This window comes from Ferruginibacter lapsinanis, from assembly GCF_020783315.1.
In the GTDB taxonomy this organism is placed as follows: domain Bacteria; phylum Bacteroidota; class Bacteroidia; order Chitinophagales; family Chitinophagaceae; genus Ferruginibacter; species Ferruginibacter lapsinanis.
The window spans coordinates 750,226-767,214 of the sequence record NZ_CP086063.1 but is presented as its reverse complement, the minus strand read 5'-3'; the positions used below and the strand labels follow the sequence as shown (position 1 = coordinate 767,214).

17 protein-coding genes are annotated in these 16,989 nt (G+C 36.6%); 1 reads left to right on the top strand and 16 read right to left on the bottom strand.

Annotation, left to right across the window (positions count from 1 at the left end; translation table 11 throughout):
* Positions 1-66 precede the first annotated feature (66 nt).
* The 15 genes from LK994_RS03315 to LK994_RS03245 form a co-directional block, all read right to left on the bottom strand.
* Positions 67-729: a CBS domain-containing protein gene (locus LK994_RS03315; RefSeq protein ID WP_229761466.1), complete on the bottom strand. Its 663-nt coding sequence runs from the start codon at positions 727-729 to the stop codon at positions 67-69.
* A gap of 97 nt (positions 730-826) precedes the next feature.
* Positions 827-1,582 carry an alpha/beta fold hydrolase gene (locus tag LK994_RS03310; protein WP_229761465.1) on the bottom strand — a complete coding sequence of 252 codons (756 nt, stop codon included), beginning with the start codon at positions 1,580-1,582 and terminating at the stop codon, positions 827-829.
* A 96-nt stretch (positions 1,583-1,678) separates the two neighbouring features.
* Positions 1,679-2,209 carry a CvpA family protein gene (locus LK994_RS03305; protein WP_229761464.1) on the bottom strand — a complete coding sequence of 177 codons (531 nt, stop codon included), beginning with the start codon at positions 2,207-2,209 and terminating at the stop codon, positions 1,679-1,681.
* A gap of 13 nt (positions 2,210-2,222) precedes the next feature.
* Complete coding sequence (locus LK994_RS03300) at positions 2,223-2,675, bottom strand: GatB/YqeY domain-containing protein (RefSeq protein WP_229761463.1); 453 nt, start codon at positions 2,673-2,675, stop codon at positions 2,223-2,225.
* A gap of 120 nt (positions 2,676-2,795) precedes the next feature.
* Entirely contained in the window at positions 2,796-3,140 is a 345-nt protein-coding gene (gldC, locus tag LK994_RS03295; protein ID WP_229761462.1) for a gliding motility protein GldC, read from the bottom strand.
* Positions 3,141-3,208: 68 nt separating this feature from the next.
* Positions 3,209-4,267, bottom strand: coding sequence for a glycosyltransferase (locus tag LK994_RS03290; protein WP_229761461.1), 1,059 nt, complete (start codon positions 4,265-4,267; stop codon positions 3,209-3,211).
* An 18-nt stretch (positions 4,268-4,285) separates the two neighbouring features.
* Entirely contained in the window at positions 4,286-5,563 is a 1,278-nt protein-coding gene (locus LK994_RS03285) for a hemolysin family protein (protein ID WP_229761460.1), read from the bottom strand.
* Between the two features lie 19 nt (positions 5,564-5,582).
* A complete protein-coding gene (gene gmk / locus LK994_RS03280) occupies positions 5,583-6,155 on the bottom strand; it encodes a guanylate kinase (protein ID WP_229761459.1) in 573 nt (190 codons plus the stop codon).
* 59 nt (positions 6,156-6,214) lie between these two features.
* Complete coding sequence (locus tag LK994_RS03275) at positions 6,215-11,200, bottom strand: PKD domain-containing protein (RefSeq protein WP_229761458.1); 4,986 nt, start codon at positions 11,198-11,200, stop codon at positions 6,215-6,217.
* Between the two features lie 111 nt (positions 11,201-11,311).
* A complete protein-coding gene (locus tag LK994_RS03270; RefSeq protein ID WP_229761457.1) occupies positions 11,312-11,911 on the bottom strand; it encodes a GNAT family N-acetyltransferase in 600 nt (199 codons plus the stop codon).
* A gap of 85 nt (positions 11,912-11,996) precedes the next feature.
* The gene (murA, locus tag LK994_RS03265) at positions 11,997-13,301 is read right to left on the bottom strand and encodes a UDP-N-acetylglucosamine 1-carboxyvinyltransferase (protein ID WP_229761456.1); all 1,305 of its coding nucleotides are present in this window, start codon (positions 13,299-13,301) and stop codon (positions 11,997-11,999) included.
* 115 nt (positions 13,302-13,416) lie between these two features.
* A complete protein-coding gene (locus LK994_RS03260; protein ID WP_229761455.1) occupies positions 13,417-14,172 on the bottom strand; it encodes a DUF4290 domain-containing protein in 756 nt (251 codons plus the stop codon).
* 42 nt (positions 14,173-14,214) lie between these two features.
* Positions 14,215-14,613 carry a VanZ family protein gene (locus tag LK994_RS03255; protein ID WP_229761454.1) on the bottom strand — a complete coding sequence of 133 codons (399 nt, stop codon included), beginning with the start codon at positions 14,611-14,613 and terminating at the stop codon, positions 14,215-14,217.
* A gap of 7 nt (positions 14,614-14,620) precedes the next feature.
* Complete coding sequence (gene gcvH / locus LK994_RS03250; RefSeq protein ID WP_229761453.1) at positions 14,621-14,998, bottom strand: glycine cleavage system protein GcvH; 378 nt, start codon at positions 14,996-14,998, stop codon at positions 14,621-14,623.
* 85 nt (positions 14,999-15,083) lie between these two features.
* Positions 15,084-15,827 carry a peptidylprolyl isomerase gene (locus LK994_RS03245; protein ID WP_317206741.1) on the bottom strand — a complete coding sequence of 248 codons (744 nt, stop codon included), beginning with the start codon at positions 15,825-15,827 and terminating at the stop codon, positions 15,084-15,086.
* Positions 15,828-15,938: 111 nt separating this feature from the next.
* On the opposite strand from LK994_RS03245, the gene LK994_RS03240 reads away from it, so the two are divergent.
* The gene (locus LK994_RS03240; protein WP_229761452.1) at positions 15,939-16,604 is read left to right on the top strand and encodes a spondin domain-containing protein; all 666 of its coding nucleotides are present in this window, start codon (positions 15,939-15,941) and stop codon (positions 16,602-16,604) included.
* Here LK994_RS03240 and LK994_RS03235 read toward each other — a convergent pair.
* Positions 16,601-16,951: a hypothetical protein gene (locus LK994_RS03235; RefSeq protein WP_229761451.1), complete on the bottom strand. Its 351-nt coding sequence runs from the start codon at positions 16,949-16,951 to the stop codon at positions 16,601-16,603. The genes LK994_RS03240 and LK994_RS03235 overlap by 4 nt on opposite strands.
* Positions 16,952-16,989: the final 38 nt, after the last annotated feature.

Genomic DNA, 16,989 nt, shown 5'->3' with positions numbered 1-16,989 from the left:
TTGATTTGTAGAACCTTGTAAAAATAGCTGATATTAGTGAATTTAAAGGAGATAACAGGAAGCACATTAAAGATCCAGGTAAGTCATTAAATGCTGGTAGTTGCTTTCTATATTAGTGGTATGCGTTTCATTTCCGTAAGAAAAAGTAACTGTATACTCATATCGTTCAAAAGTTGCAATGATAGTTGCAATTTCTTTTTTGTTTAAATGGAGGGTTACTGTCAATAAACCATTTTCAGGGTGAACGGTTGTATTCAAGTGTAATATAGTAGCGTCATTGCTTTCTACAATACGGCTTATTTCAGAAATAATGAATTCTGAACGTTCCATTTCCAATACTATGATACCGCCTATCTCATTGGCTCCCGAAAAATTGCCTAAGGTTTTTAACAGATCGGAAACAGTGATCACTCCTGTTAATTCCATTTCAGTATTAATGATCGGGACAACATTGGTATCGATCTTGATACAAAAATTCACCGCATTAAGGAAATGTTCTTTTTCAAATATAGAGGCTGTGATAAAACTGTCTTGTAATACTTCTATAGTACCTTTTTTATCTTCTGCGTCCGACAGGTCTTCTTCGCTTATAAGCCCCAGGTATTTTTCTTCTGAAACTACTGGTAAATGTGATATTCTGAAGTCCTGAATAAGCTGCAAAGCCTTTCCTATGCTGTCTTGCAGCGTAAGTTGCGGTATATTGTGATTAATTAATTCGGCTGTGAGCATTTTTTACAGTTTTACTGCGTCTATAAGATAAACGCTTCTTTTGATCAAATAGTTTGTAGTTAGATGCAAAAAATCAAAGAAGTGCTGCTGCCAATAGTTATTGTTTTGCTAAAAACTCCCCTAAAATCCGATTAAACTCTTTAGGCACTTCCATCATCGGAGCATGACCACATTTATCTATAAAATGTAACTCACTGTTTGGAATAAGTTTATGGAATTCCTCGCCTACAAATGGTGGAGTAATATTATCATTGGCTCCCCAAATAAGACAAGTAGGTTGTTTTATCTGACTGATTTCTTCTCCTAAATTATTGCGGATGGCACTTTTTGCCAAAGCAATAATTTTTATCGCTTTTAAGCGATTGTTGGTGATCTCAAAAATTTCATCCAGCAATTCTTCAGTTACCATTGCAGGATCATAAAAAGTAAGTTCGGCTTTTTTTCGCATGTATTCTTTGTCGCCACGTTTGGGATAAGAATCTCCCATCCCATTCTCAAATAAGCCGGAGCTACCTGTTAAGATAACAGATTTAATTCGATCAGGGTTCTTTAAAACATGTACCAATGCAACATGGCCTCCTAAAGAATTTCCTAAAAGATGAATATTGTTATAGCTGCGGTGCTCTATGAAATTCTTTACGAATTTTTGTAAGCCACCAACAGATGTATGTAATAAGTCAAGTTCTAATAAAGGGAGCATAGGCACTACAACTTTATGTGTTTGGCTAAAATGCTCGATCAGGTCCTTAAAATTACTTAATGCTCCAAACAGACCATGCAACAGCATCAGCGGTTCGCCATTGCCTTCTTCAATAAACTTGTATTTCCCGTCTTGTTTAATTTCGTAACTCATCAGCAGTAACTAAAAATTGCATTGTGATATTTGTGCACTAAAATAATGAATCGTGTTAAAATTACATTAAATTAAAATAATGCCTCAAACTTAATATTAAATTTTATCGGGTACCCCAGAAAAAAAATTCTCTAAAGCTGTAAACATACCCTTAAATATTGGAATTACCTTGCCAAACTGATCAATTACTTTTGGCGCCCATGGCTGAACATACGGATAAGTTTGTGATGCTTGTGTGACGGAAGAATCCAGTAAATGAATTTTTTCTGCATAGAATAATAATATGCTGAAAATAATTGTATATAACAACGCATACAAAATGATGCCGCCAATTCTGTTTACCCATCCCAACATTGCAAACTGAAAAGTTTTTTCAATCACCTTTGCGCCAAGTCTTACCAATAAAATCACCCCCAAAAAAACCACTGCAAAAGAGATCACCGGCAGCCATTTCCCTGCAATGGATGTGTGATTTTGCAGGTAAGTGGCAACAACTGACGATAATTTTACAGCAGCGACGATGCCAATGATAAAAGCTACTATAGAAAAAAGAGCAATAATTAAACCCTTTTGATAGCCTTTTACAATAGCAATGATAATTAATATGGCGAAAAAAATATCGATCAAAAGACCAAACTATTTACTTGCTTAATAATTCTTTTACAATATTGCTGATAGTTTTACCATCGGCCAATCCAGCTAATTGTTTACTGGCAACACCCATTACTTTACCCATATCAGCGGGTGAAGCAGCACCTGTTTCTGCAATGATTGTAGTAACGGCTTCTTTTATTTCTGCTTCGGATAATTGTTTAGGTAAGAATTTTTCAATAACAGCCATTTCTTCTCTTTCCTTAACTGCCAGGTCTTCTCTGCCTTGCTTCTCAAAGATCTCCAAAGAATCTTTGCGTTGTTTCATCATCTTTTGTAAAAATTTTTGCTCTGTCGCTTCGTCAATTTCTCCGGCAGCACCAGGTTCTGTTTTTGCTTTAATGATCTCTGCTTTAATGGCACGAAGTCCCCTTAATGCGGCTTCATTCTTGCTTTTCATGGCATCTTTCATTTCAGCCATTATTTTTTGCTCTAAACCCATAGTGGAAGTTTTATAAATTGTTAATGATTAAAGTAATTACGAATAACGAATGTAGAATGACGAATGAATGTGGTTGCAGGTTTAAAATATTCGTAATTCTACATTCGTCACTCGTAATTTTTACTGGTTTTCTTTCAACTGAATTGCTCTGAATTTATCAAAAAACTCTTTGGCAAATTTTTTCATATCGTCAGTTAGTTCCTGTTGTTGTGTAGCTCTTTTAAAAGTGTCGGCCATTGTCATCATCATTTGATAATAAAAGTCAGCCATTTCATCCATCATCATATCTTTTGTCCAAAGGTCTATACGCAAAGCTGTCTTATCAGCGCCATCCCACATGGCCAAACACATAGCTTTTGCTTTTTGAGGAACATCAGCAGTGCTGCTGGTTGCATTCCAACTGATCAGTTCCGGAACTTTATTGCTGTCCAGGTGCACATCTATAGTAATGGTAGATTTATCCATAATAATTATAATTAGTGTGCAAAGATAAAGCGTTTGTATTAACCCTTAAGAGCAGAGAAGGAAGATTCTTAAAATACCAGATCGTTAAGGGACCTGAGTACATCAGTATAGCTATATTGTTTAGAAAGGGCCGCCCCCTTGTCTATCAACTCATTTCTGCGCTTTTCATCTTTGTATAACAAGATCATGCTTTTTGCAATCGCATCATGGTCATTAGGGTTGCTATATAGTACAACATCACCACAGATCTCTTTGATCGGTTCATTGCTAACCGTAATTATCGGGATATTGCTCTGCATTACTTGTAAGAGGGCAGTATAGCTGGTGTTTTCATCAGGGTTAATATAGGCATAAGCTGCTCCGGTAATTTTGTGCAGATCGGCGGCGGGAATATCTGTGAGCAAAATCACATCGTTTTTATGTTTGTAGTTTTTGTAATTCGATTTAAATGATGCGGAAAAGGCTTCGGCTGTAATTATCAATTGCATATTACTTTTTTGCCATTTTTTAAAAACGGAAAAAGCTTTCAGCAGGAGAATTAATTTTTCTTCATTACATTTTTCGACATTGTATAAAAAATATTCTTTATCGTCCGCATATTTATTTAAAACAATTTGTTTCTCTTCCCAGGAGATAGGGATGATTTTTTTTTCAGGAGTATGGCAGATCACTTTTATTTTTTCTGTGTCATCGATATACTGGCTAAGCTTTGTTTTTGAAAATACAGCATTCGTTATTATGCCTTTTAAATGACTGAGCGTAGCGCTGATTTTTCTTTTTGATTGATCAAAAAACAATCCGTTTTCAATTACCATCCACTGCGGAAGCTTGGTATTAACAGTTGTTAATGATTTGGTAGTAAAGAGGATATCTGCTTTATGTTTCTTAAGTAAATTGTTCAACTGGTAGTTATGCCATAGGTTTTCTGTAACACTACTTTTCGATATTTTTCTTTTTATAAAAGATAAATTTTCTGAAGAATACTCACCCACAGAAAATGAATCATCAATAAAAAAAATAAATTGATGTTGGGGGGTATTTTTTGCCAATTGTAAAAAAGCAGATTCAATAAAATTTTTCGATTGCTTCTCTTTTGAAAACGACCTGGTATTAACCGCAATGATCATGCTTATTGGATGAAAAGTTTATTTTAAAACTTTCAATTTTACTGTTTCAATTCTGGTGTCGCTTACACTTAAAATATCAAACTGGTAATTACCGATTGTAAAAGTTTCTTTTTGTTTAGGAATTTCATCCCTGTTTTGAATGATAAAGCCGCTGAGTGTTTCAGTGGCTTCACTGTCAGGAAATTCCAATTTATATTTCTCTGTAATAAGGTCCAGTTCTACACGTCCGCTGAAAATAAATTCATTAACTGATAATTGTTTTTCTACAAATTCTTCTGTGTCGTACTCGTCTTTGATATCTCCGAAGATCTCTTCCAATAGATCCTCCATGGTCACAATACCTGCAGTTCCACCAAACTCATCTATTACCCAGGCAATGCTTTTTCTCTCTTTACTGAATTTGTTCATCAGGTCAGTAACATTCATACTTTCGGGGATAGTTGGTATTTGCAGTAAAATATCTTTTACGTTCGCAGGATTTTTAAAAATATCTAACTGGTGTACATATCCTACGATAGAGTCGATATTATTTTCATACACTACCAGTTTACTCAGGTGTGTGTCTATAAATTTATTCTTTAATGTTTCTATCGGGGTATTGATCTCTACACCTTCTATTTCTTTACGTGGGATGAGGCATTCACGTATTTTTATTTCGCTCAATGATAGTGCATTTTCAAAAAGCTCTTTGTTTATTTCAGCAATATCTTCTTCGTCATGATTTTTACTTTGATGAACAAAGTACTCAAGATCGATCTTTGTAAAAGCATCTTTTTTTTCGTTGATCTTTACATTGAAAATATATCTTAAGATCCACTCAGCCATATCCACAAATACATTGGCTATCCATGAAAGCAACGCATAAAAAAAGCTAACCACGTAAGTAATGATGCCGCTTTTTAAAATGCTTTCGTTCTTAGCTCTGAAGAAAGCTTTGAAAATAAATTCAAAGAATAAAAGGCATAATGTAGATAATACTGTTTCTACAACAAGGCGAATGTAAGGGTTTTGAGTATTGAATCTTTTCCAGAAACTCAAATCCCAAAGTGGCCCCATAAAATTGCTCCACAACAATCCATAAATAACAAGAATAATGTTGAAACCGATTAGAGTGGTGCCAATAAAACGAGCAGGATTTTCTGCAAATTCACCCCATACCTTACCGCTATATGTACCTTGTTTTTTTCTAAGTTCAATTGATAATTTGTTGGCAGAAACAAAAGCGATCTCAATACCGGAGAAAAATCCGATAAGAATCAAAGAAAGAAATATTGCAAAAAGTGCTATCCAGTCCATACTATACGAATATACTGAATTATAAATTAATGAATTCTTTTACAATTCCCTCGGCTTCGGCACAAGCCCTTTGCAATTGGTCGTTTACTATTCGTTTGTCGAAATTATTTTTAAAAGATATTTCGTAGGTTGCTTTATTTACTCTTGCGGCTATAGCCTCTTTGGTTTCGGTACCCCGGCTTTCTAACCTGATCTTTAATTCATCTACCGAAGGTGGGTCAATGAAAATAGTTAATGCAGATTCAGGAAATTGTTGTTTTACATGAATGGCACCTTTTACATCAATATCTAAAACAGGTATTTTACCCTCGCCCCATATTTTTTCTAATTCGCTTCTTAATGTTCCGTAGTATTTTCCCTGATACACCATCTCCCACTCTATAAACTCATTATTTTGAATTTTTTCGTTGAATTTTTTTTCACTCATGAAATGATAATCTACACCATCTTTCTCCATTCCTCTGGCTTCCCTGGTAGCAGCAGATACTGAAAATGCCAATTGCGGAAAGGTTTTCATTAAATATCTGGTGATAGAAGTTTTTCCTGCACCCGATGGTGCGGTAATGATGATGATCTTATTTTTTAAAGCCATTTGCAAAGAAAAGGAAAAATCTAATATGCGCTAGTCAATATATAGGAAATAAATATTGTTTACCTGATCAATAATACACTGCCTTTGTAATTGAAAATGTCACCGGCTGCACATTCAATTTGGATAGAGTATATGTAATTTCCGGTAGGAAGCGTTTCGCCATTGAAAGTCCCATCCCAGGTACTATTTAAATCGCCGGCATTTATTTCAGATTTGTTGAAAATAATTCTACCCCATCTATCATAAATAATAAAATGTTTGATGGATTTAATTCCTTCGCCGTGGATACCAAATCTATCATTCAGATTATCCTGATTAGGGCTGAATGCAGTAGGGATATATATCAGTCCGCTTTTGCAAATCAATTGGATCTTTACTTCGTCAGTTGCTTTACATCCGTCTGAATTTGTTGCGGTAAGAACATAATTCACAGATGAAGTTGGTTTACTGATTGGCGAAAGACAATCGCTGCAACTCAGAAAATCTACAGGCTCCCATTTCCATGATACAGCATTACTGCTTACTGTTGCATGTAAAGTTGTTTCTGCCCCACTTATTAGTTGTTGGTCTGGCCCTGCATTTACAGATGGCCGTTTGCTGATGTTGACATTGATAATTGCAGTATCAGTAAAGCAATTATATGTATCGTAGCCAACAACAGTTAATGTGGTATTTGCTTTCGTTGTAAGGAGAGGGGTAGCACTTTGTATATTATCCAGACCGTCGGCTGGCGACCATTTATAGGCATCTGCTCCGCTAACATGCAATTGAACCGGATCACCTTCGCAGGAAAATAAAGTTGGAGCAGATACGATCTCAAAAGGATTGATAACTTTTACCATTACAGAATCTGTAGAACTACATCCTGCTTCATTTTTAACGGTTACATAATAGTGCTGGTCTGACATTGGGTTGATTGTAATTACCGGCGTTGATGCATTCAAAATATTCCCTATTGCGGTCCATTGATAGTCATTTCCACCTGATGCAGTAAGTTGAATTGATCTGTCTTTACAAACAAATGGACTAGCTGGTGTGATTGTTATAACAGGATGCCCGATCACCTGTAAAATATGTCTGGCTGTATCTGGGCAATTTCCATTATCAACGATTAGTTCAACCGCTTTTTGCCCTGCAGTATTAAATAATTGGGCGGATGGATTTTGAGTTTCAGCAGTTGTGCCATTATCAAATTTCCATTTCCAGGTTAAATCACCTGAAGACGGTGTTGCTGTTCCGGTAAAAGTTGCAGTCTCTCCTTCACATATCTTATCAGTTCCACTGATACTTACTTTGATGCCAGATTTTACAGTTACGGATTTAGTCAATTGTTTTTCACATCCATAGGGAGAAGTAACGGTTAGGGATACACTGTGATTGCCTGTTTCTGAAAATGTATGACTGGCTGTTTCTGTATATAGGGTGTCAGAAATATTGTTTTCTTTTATGATCCAGCGATATTGTAATGTTGTTTGCAGCAGAGATTTAGATAAACTGGCAACTTCCGGAATAAAGGTAACCAATGCTGCATCGCATATAGCAGGAACAGAAGAAGAAAAATTGATATGCAGCGAATCGACTACAATTTTATCGGGCAATTCAGAAGTAGAAGAGCATCCTCCAACATCTTTTAAAATCAGTGCCGGAATATAAATGCCCGGAGTTTGATAAGTGTGTGTGGCAAATACATCGGTGGTGGGGATCAACGTTCCATCGCCAAAATCCCATGTGTAGGTGTTAGCATATTTTACTTCTGCATCAACTTTTACATCAAGTGTGGTACATCCTGATAATTTATCGGCTTTCAGCAGGGCATAAGGTCCCCTTACTTCTATAACGTCTTCGGTGCTGTCCACGTTATTAAAAACATCATAACTATAGTGAACGACCCTGTAAATACCAGGTTCTGTATAAGTATGCGAAACCGTTTTTTGATCAGCAGCAATACCACCATCACCAAAGCTCCAGCTTACTCTTACCGAATTGGTAGATAGACTGGTGAATGTTGCTAATACCGGAGGGCAGCTATTATTGTTGATATATGACAGCCTGTAGTTGAATATGCTATTTACTTTTCTAACGGTGATCGTTTTTTTTATGGTGTCTGTACATCCTGTTTGTGAATTCGTTGTTACTAATGTTACAACATGTGAACCAGCATCAGTAAAGGTGAAGGTAGGCGTTGTTCTTGTTGAGGTTGTTCCGTCACTGAATATCCATTTCAAAGAAGAATAATAATCAAAGGAAGCAGAATTGTTATAAAAAGTTACCAGGGTATTGGGCGGAACGGTATAAGAATAATAGGCTACAGATGAATAGACGGTAAAGTCTGCTTTAGGGCCACCTATGATAATATTGTGAGAATATGTATTTGTTTCTGTAATACATCCATCAATATCAGTAACTTTTAATGATACGTAATATGACCCCGGGGCATTATATAAGTGCCTTACAGAGCCGCCGGTCGTTGAAGATGTTGTTGTACCATCACCAAAATTCCATTCCCATTTCACAATGGAGCTATTGCCTGATGGAGTAGAAAGGTCTGTGAAATTGACCGGATCTTTAAAACATCCGGAATGATTTTCTTTTTTAAAATCGGCTATTGGTCCGTGTATCTTAACAGGGATAAAATTGGTGGTATCACGACAGCCAAAATAGCCTGATGTTGTGATTATTCTCAGGTCATTTTTCCCTGGGTTAAAATTTCTGATCGTACCGGAGGTTTCTGTTTGCCAGTTAGAAGTATTAAGATTATAAAATGCATTTGCATTTGTAAGATCTCCATACTGCATTGAAGAAATCGAATATGAATTATAGTATGAATTCAAGTATGTGTAAGGGTTAATATCATAACCGCTCAATTTTATATTTATTACATCACTTCCGCATGCTTCAGTTTTGGTTGCTGTTACAATGGGGTTTTGCTTAAGCAAAACATAGGCATATACAGAGTCTTTCACAGCACAAGCACCATTTGTTGCTGTTAACACAACTTTATATGTACCCGATTTTGTGTAAAGATGTTTTACAGTTTGTTTATATGTAGTATATTCTTCAACAGGAGAGCCGTCACCAAAGTTCCAGCTCCATTTCCCAACTTTTTTAGATTCGTCAGTAAAAGTTACTTCTCCTCTTGTGTCTGCGCAGGTGTTTGTAACAGCTCCAATTTTAGGAAAGGCCGGAAGAACAGTCAGGTAATTTGTTTTAATAATAGTGTCCTGGCATCCTTCACTACTGGAAATCAATCTTACTGTATAGGTAGTATCGTTTGTAAATTTTTTAGTCACGGCACTACCATATGCATCGTTAGTATAATCATTGTTGAATGACCAATGATAACTCCATGAATAAGCTGCAGGTGAAACAGCAAGTATTACAGGAGTGTTGCCGCAAATAGTGGTTCCGGAAGTAGAAGAAAAATCAAATGTGGGAACGTCAACAACCCTGATCTGAGGATAGCTTGATGTTCCTTTACAACCATTGATTGTGGAGTATTCCAGCGTTACGGTATAAGAGCCGGCAACAGAAAAAGTATGTGTAGGATTTCTTTGTGTGCTAATAGCTGAGCCATCACCAAAATTCCATTTAAAATCTTTCATAATAGAATCGGGATTGGCGGAAAAGGTTAAGGTTATATCTCCGCATCCGCTCAATGTATTGCTGGTGCCATTTTCTTTTTTAGCACTAATAGTTACATTCGGTTTTCCATAGTATACATATTTTGTCATGTTACTGCTACAACCTTCGCTATTGGTTACTTTAAGATAGATACTGCTTGAAATACCTGATGTAAAAATGTAAGAAGCATTTTGTGTGGTTGAAAAAGTTGGGGCTGACCAGTAATCTGCTCTCCATTCCCATTTGGTGACATTGCTGCTGGTATCTTTAAAATCTGCCACCACAGGGGTGCCGCAGGAGCTTTGTAAGGTGGCTATAAATCCATTGGATTGTGGCGTTTTTACTATTGTAAAATTCTTTGTAACAGTAGCGCTGCAACTTCCATAATGATTTATTAGTTTTAATGTGTGCTCACCCGTTTGATAAAAAGTTCTTAAAAAATCTCCCGAATAACTTGTCGACGCATATGTATTATTATCTAACCACCATTCGGCTTTATCGAAAGGTTTGGAGCCTTTATTTATAAAACTGATATCAGTATTTTGGCATAATAAAGAAGGGATATCAAAATCTGCAGTAAAGTTTGCCACACTTACAGTAATGGGGTCGGCAGTTGCAGAACAACCATTGCTGCTTTTTGTAGTTAATTTCACAATAAAACTACCCTTACCTGCAAAAGAATGAACAGGTGATTGCTCTGTAGAAGTTTTTCCGTCTCCAAAGTCCCAGGAATATGATAACACACCACTTCCTGTACTATTGTTTGTAAATGTGATATTGTCTCCAACATTACAAACAGTTAAAGCCGATGCAGTAAATGCTGCTTTTACACCACCTGATGCATCAATTAGGTTTGTTTTAGTTAATGTACTATAACAGCCATAGTTGTTAGTTACAGTTAATGTGATGGGGGGCGTTTGTGCTTCTGTGTAAATATGTGAAGTTTTTTGTAAGCCAGCTCCTTGTTCTGTTTTCCCATCTCCATAATCCCAAACATATTCTGCGATAGTACCATCGCCAGCAGTTGCATTGGCTGTAAACGATACATTTAACGGAATACATCCGCTGGAAGGCGACACACTAAAATCAATGGTTGGTTTTTTATATACAAAAATATCCATCGATTTAACTGATGTGTTTGCTCCGTCCTTAGCAGTTAAGGTTACAGTATATTTTTGTTCGGTACGATAAATAGCTCCTGGTTCAAATAATGCAGAAGAATTCCCATTACCCAAATTCCATGTCCATGTTGTTGTAGAAGAAGTTCCAGTTGTTGTGTTGGTAAATTTAACGCTTAACGGAGAGCATCCACTTGCATTGTCAACTGTAAAATTTGCCTTCAATTGAGCAAACGAGTTTAATGAGCTAATGGCAAAACCAAGTAGAAAGTAAATAAAAAGAAATTTGGAACGGATTTTAGTCATTATCAAAAAATAGGATAATTATAATTAGCTTATTTTTTTAGATAAGCAAAGAAACCAAAAATAGCGAAACTGGTAAGGATAGAAAAATATTGATTCAAATGAAAATATGTCCTAATATATTTTTCGCTGAAGCTCTTCCTTTACTCTATTAAACCATTCTTCTTTTAATACACTGAATACGATACTATCACGTCTGCCCCCCTCATTATTAGGTAAATGTTTGCGCAATATGCCTTCGGCTGTACAGCCGATTCCTTTCATGGCGTTGATAGATCTTTCATTTCGTATATCCGCTCTTAACTCAACTCTCTCTAAATCCCATTGTTCAAATGCAAATTGAAAGATCAAAAATTTACAATGTCTGTTCAGACCGGTACGACGAAATTTTTTTCCATACCATGTAAAGCCCAACTGTGTAGTTTTAAAGCCCTGTTGTATGTCATAAAACCTTGTACTGCCTGCATATTCATTTGCTCTTTTATCGAAGATGATAAATGGATATTCTTTTTGTTGCTGTCTGTTTTCTATGGCAGTAGCAATATATTTTTTCATAGAAGCTTCGTCGGTTGGCCCTTGTAAAGAATAAAACCATGTGTCGGGTTCGGAGAACACAAACGGCAGCAAATGGTTGGTATCAGTTAATTCCAGTGGACGCAGTAATACACTGTCATTTTCGAGGATGATATGTTGAGTAAAAATATTTTCGATCATGACTAAAGCTAAATAGTAAATCAAATGATGAACGGAGCGTCGCCAATGTCGCTCTATCAGGGAACAAATGTTTGTTTCAAAAAAATTAAATTCTTTTTATATCTGCTCCTAAAGCTTGCAAGCGGGCATCAATGTTTTGATAGCCTCTGTCTATTTGCTCAATATTTTGAATGACGCTTTTTCCTTGTGCACTTAATGCAGCAATCAGCAATGCAACACCGGCACGTATATCGGGGCTGCTCATGGTAATGCCTCTTAATTGCTTTTCTCTTTCCAGTCCGATTACAACTGCACGGTGTGGATCACAAAGGATAACCTGTGCACCCATGTCGATCAGTTTATCTACAAAGAATAAACGACTCTCAAACATTTTCTGATGGATCAACACACTGCCTTTTGCCTGTATGGCCGTTACTAAAACGATACTCAACAGATCAGGCGTAAAGCCGGGCCATGGATGATCATACATGGTTAATACACCGCCATCCATATATTTTTCTATCTCATATAATTCCTGTGCAGGGATATGAATATCATCTCCCACAAAATTCATTTTAATACCCAGTTGTTGAAATCTTTCGGGGATGATGCCTAAGTGTTCGATACCAGCATTCTTAATGGTGATCTCACTTTGAGTCATGGCTGCTAAACCAATAAAGCTACCAACCTCGATCATATCGGGTAACATTTTGTGTTCTGTACCTCCTAAATAATCTACTCCTTCTATGGTGAGCATATTACTGCCGATGCCGCTGATCTTTGCACCCATACGGTTAAGCATTTTACACAATTGTTGCAGGTAGGGTTCACAGGCGGCATTGTAAATAACTGTTGTGTCCTTTGCCATTACAGCTGCCATTAAGATATTAGCTGTACCTGTAACACTTGGTTCATCCAGCTGCATGGTACAGCCTTTCATTTCCTTTGCATTGAGTTGAAAAAAACCTTCTTCACTTTCGTAATGAAAGGTCACACCTAGTTTTTCAAAGCCTATGATATGGGTATCAAGTCTTCTTCTGCCTATTTTATCACCACCCGGTTTAGGAATGTATGCTTCTTTAAAACGAGCCAACATAGGTCCGGCAAGCATTACAGAGCCTCGTAGTCTACCACTTTTTTTGTGATATTCTTTGCTGTGTAAAAAACCTACATCCACATTATCTGCCTGAAAAATACAAGTGTCTCTGCTTACACGGTCGATCTTTACACTCATTTCTCCTAATAATTCTATCAGCAGATTTACATCTATAATGTCGGGGATATTTGTAATGGTAACCTTTTCAGGTGTAAGCAATACTGCCGAAATGATCTGTAATGCTTCATTCTTTGCACCTTGGGGAGTAATTTCTCCCGATAATTTTTTACCACCTCTTACTTCAAATGAACTCATCGTACCAATTAAAAATTAAGAATTAAAAATTAAGAATTAAAAGTAGGGAAACAATAATAAAAAACCCTGAAATTTTCAGGGTTTAATTAGCTAATTATCAAATCTCCAAATTAGTTTAGTATCTTTTTTTGAAATTACGGTTGTTATTATTTCTGTTGTCGCCGCTGCGTCCGCCACCGCCACCATCTCTTCTTCCACCACTGCCACCATCTCTTCTTCCGCCACCGCCGCCGTTGTTATTGCGTTGTCCGAAATTACGACGATTGTTGTCTCTTCTGCCTCCACTTCCGTAATCGTCAGCAGGTCTGTTGTCAGTTCTGTGTTTTACAAACGGACGGTTGTTGAATTCTAATTCTCCATCGGTAATACTTTGTAATTCCGATTGAATATTATCATCATGCACCAGTTCTTTATGCCAGTTGCTGTAAGTTAGTTTCATGTAATAAGCAATTGAGTTTGCAAAGCCCTGGCGTTTTTCAGGATTTTCTTCTTTCAATGCTTTATCAATAACTACTTCAATATTTTTACCTAGATGGTTGAACTTAGGGTATTTTTTAGGGTATGCTAATCTTTCCGGTTTTGCTTTTAATGTTTCTCTTGTTGGTATCGGGTAAGGACTTTCAACATCTAATTTAAAATCGCTTATTAAGAAAAGATGATCCCATAATTTATGACGAAAATCCTCCACATTTTTTAAGTGCGGATTTAAAAAGCCCATCAATTCAATTAGTGCATACGCATTCTTCTGGCGTTTTTCTTTGTCTTCTAATGACAATAAATACTCCACCATCTTTTGAATATGTCTGCCATATTCTCTCATTGTTAAATGATTTCTGGTTGTATTGTACTCCATATTCTCTGTGTCTATCATATATACAAATGTAATAAAAACCGCCACAAGTGGCAAGTTTGGTTAAAAATCGGCCTTTTTTAAGGTGTTTTTTCTTAAAAAGACGAATGTGATGATTACTCCAACCGTATCTGCAGCCCAATCCAACAGATCAAAACTTCGGTTGGGGATATAATATTTTTGAATGAATTCGATGGTTAGGCCCCAAATAGAAGCCGCCAGTGCGATGCGTAAGAAATATTGTAATTTTTCGCTGGTAGCTAAAGCAGCTCTTTGGAAAGGATACATAAAGAGATAAGCCAGTAAGCCAAATGTGCCAGCATGTATCCATTTATCAATGTATAATTTCTGAAACCAATCGTCAACTTCAGGAAGATCTTTTCCGGGAGTACACATCAATACCAAAACAACAATAAACCAGATGATACCCGGTAAAAATTTTGATATAGGAATTTTTTTCATCGTGAAATTATCCAACCAAAGCAGCATATGCTTCGCTGCTTAGTAAAGCATCAACATCAGCTATGTTATCTACGGTCATCTTTATCATCCATCCTTCGCCGTACGGGTCGGTATTTACCAATTCAGGATTAGCTTCCAACGCTGCGTTCAATTCTGTAATAGTTCCGGTAACAGGTAAAAACAGATCGCTTACTGTTTTTACAGCTTCAACGGTTCCAAATATTTCTTCGGCAGATAATTTTTTACCTACAGTAGCAATATCAATAAAAACGATATCACCTAACTCACTTTGTGCAAAATCAGTGATACCTATTGTTGCCGTATTTCCTTCAATAGAGATCCATTCGTGATCTTTTGTATAATGTAGATTTGCAGGGATGTTCATTATCTGTAAATTGAATAGTGTTGATTGTAAAATTATCTAGGATGCAAAAGTAAAGTTTTTAGTGTATAAAGCCTAACCCTATATACTATTGCAATATCTCCATTTTCATTCGCACATCACCTAATGGCCTGTCATTGCCATCTTTGGCTACTGCAGCAATTTTGTCAATTACTTTTAATCCGCTCTCTACTTCACCAAAAACAGTATAGTTCATATCTAAAAATGGGACACCGCCTGTTTTAACATAAATATTTTTTTGAGCTGCAGTATATTTTACTCCTGTTTGCATTTCCATTTGTGTTAATTCTGCCAAACTGTATTTTCTTCCTTGTACAATATAAAACTGACAGGCGCTGCTGGCTCTTTCCGGATTACCATCTCTGGCAGCGGCCAATGCCCCTTTTTTATGTATCAGGTCTTTTCTGAATTCAGCGGGGATTCTTTGCATATCTCCGCCACCCATGCCCAACTGCATTCCAGCCGGAGCAGTTTTACTCAATGGATCACCACCCTGTATCATGAATTCCTGTATAACCCTGTGAAATAACAAGCTGTCATAAAAACCTTCTTTCACTAATTTTACAAAATTATCTCTGTGCAGTGGAGTACTGTCATATAAACGAACGATTATAACACCAGAGTCGGTAGTGATCTTTATACGAATACCCGGTTCTTTTTTCTTAACAACCACAGTTTTTTTACTCATCGTTTTTTTTATCGCCAAAGACTTTTTAACAGGCTTTTTAATCGTTTGGCTGAAGCCGGTAGTGATTGTAGCACAAAATAATGCAAATAAAAAAGCAGCAATTACGTAAAACCTTTTAGACATTTTATTCGTATTTAAATTACTTAAATAAATAAATTTTTCGAAGAGCAAATGTAGTGAGAATGACTGTTGCTTTCAACATTTTGATTTTTTATTAACACCTATTTTTAAAATATGAGATTTTTTGGGGTTTTGTTTGTTTTAATAGTACAGATATCTTGCAAGAAGGAGCAGATCGTTGTGTCTAATTATAGTGAGGCGTCCTACAAAGTAACGGTAACCCTTAAATGGCAATTGCCGGAATTTTCAGTTCCTGCCAATGCACATGTTACATTGATAGCGGGTATGGTGCATTCTGCTGATACAAGTATGTGGAAACCGGGTACAAAAGCTACACCGGGTTTGGAAGCAGTTGCAGAGATTGGGGCGGTCAATACTATTTTTACAGAGTTTGATGATATTGTAAGTAAACAAAAAGCCCTTTATAAATTTGTAATGTTTGAGCCTCCCGGAGCTACCGGATCAATACAAACTGCATTGATTGCTAACAGCGAATATTCCTATGTGAGTCTTGCTTCTATGGTGGCACCATCTCCTGATTGGTTCATGGGTATACATGATGTTGATCTACACAGAAATAATTCCTGGGTAGTTGACACCACAATAAATATGTTTGTATATGATGCCGGAACAGAAGATGGAGACATATTTGGATATACTAACCCTGCTACTATGCCGCAACAAAACATACAATTGCTTTCACCATCAATGGCAACAGTGTTAGCTAATGGTAATATAACATTAGCGCCATTAGCAACAATAAAGTTTACAAAAAATTAAATGATTTCCTGATTGGCGAAGTATAACAAAACATGATCCTTTAAAAAATTCTCTTGCTCAATTACGTTGAACTCAGGTAAAGGTTTTAGTTGTTTGAAATGTGGCCAGCCGTCTTCATCCCTTCCTTCATTGATATAATATCCGCTTTGTGCCAGCAAGGTGCAGATAGCAATATGCATCAGGTCCTGCTTTTGTTCTTTGGTAAATGTTTGTTTGCCTGCACCCAATTCCTGCACGCCAATTAAAAACAACACACCATCCATGTCGGGCTTTATGCCAAAATTCTCTTTTAGCTTGATTCTCAGCTTAAGCCAGCGTATCTGTAAGTCCTCTTGTAGGTGTTGCATAACACAAATTTACACAATAAGCAATTGAAGTTTATATT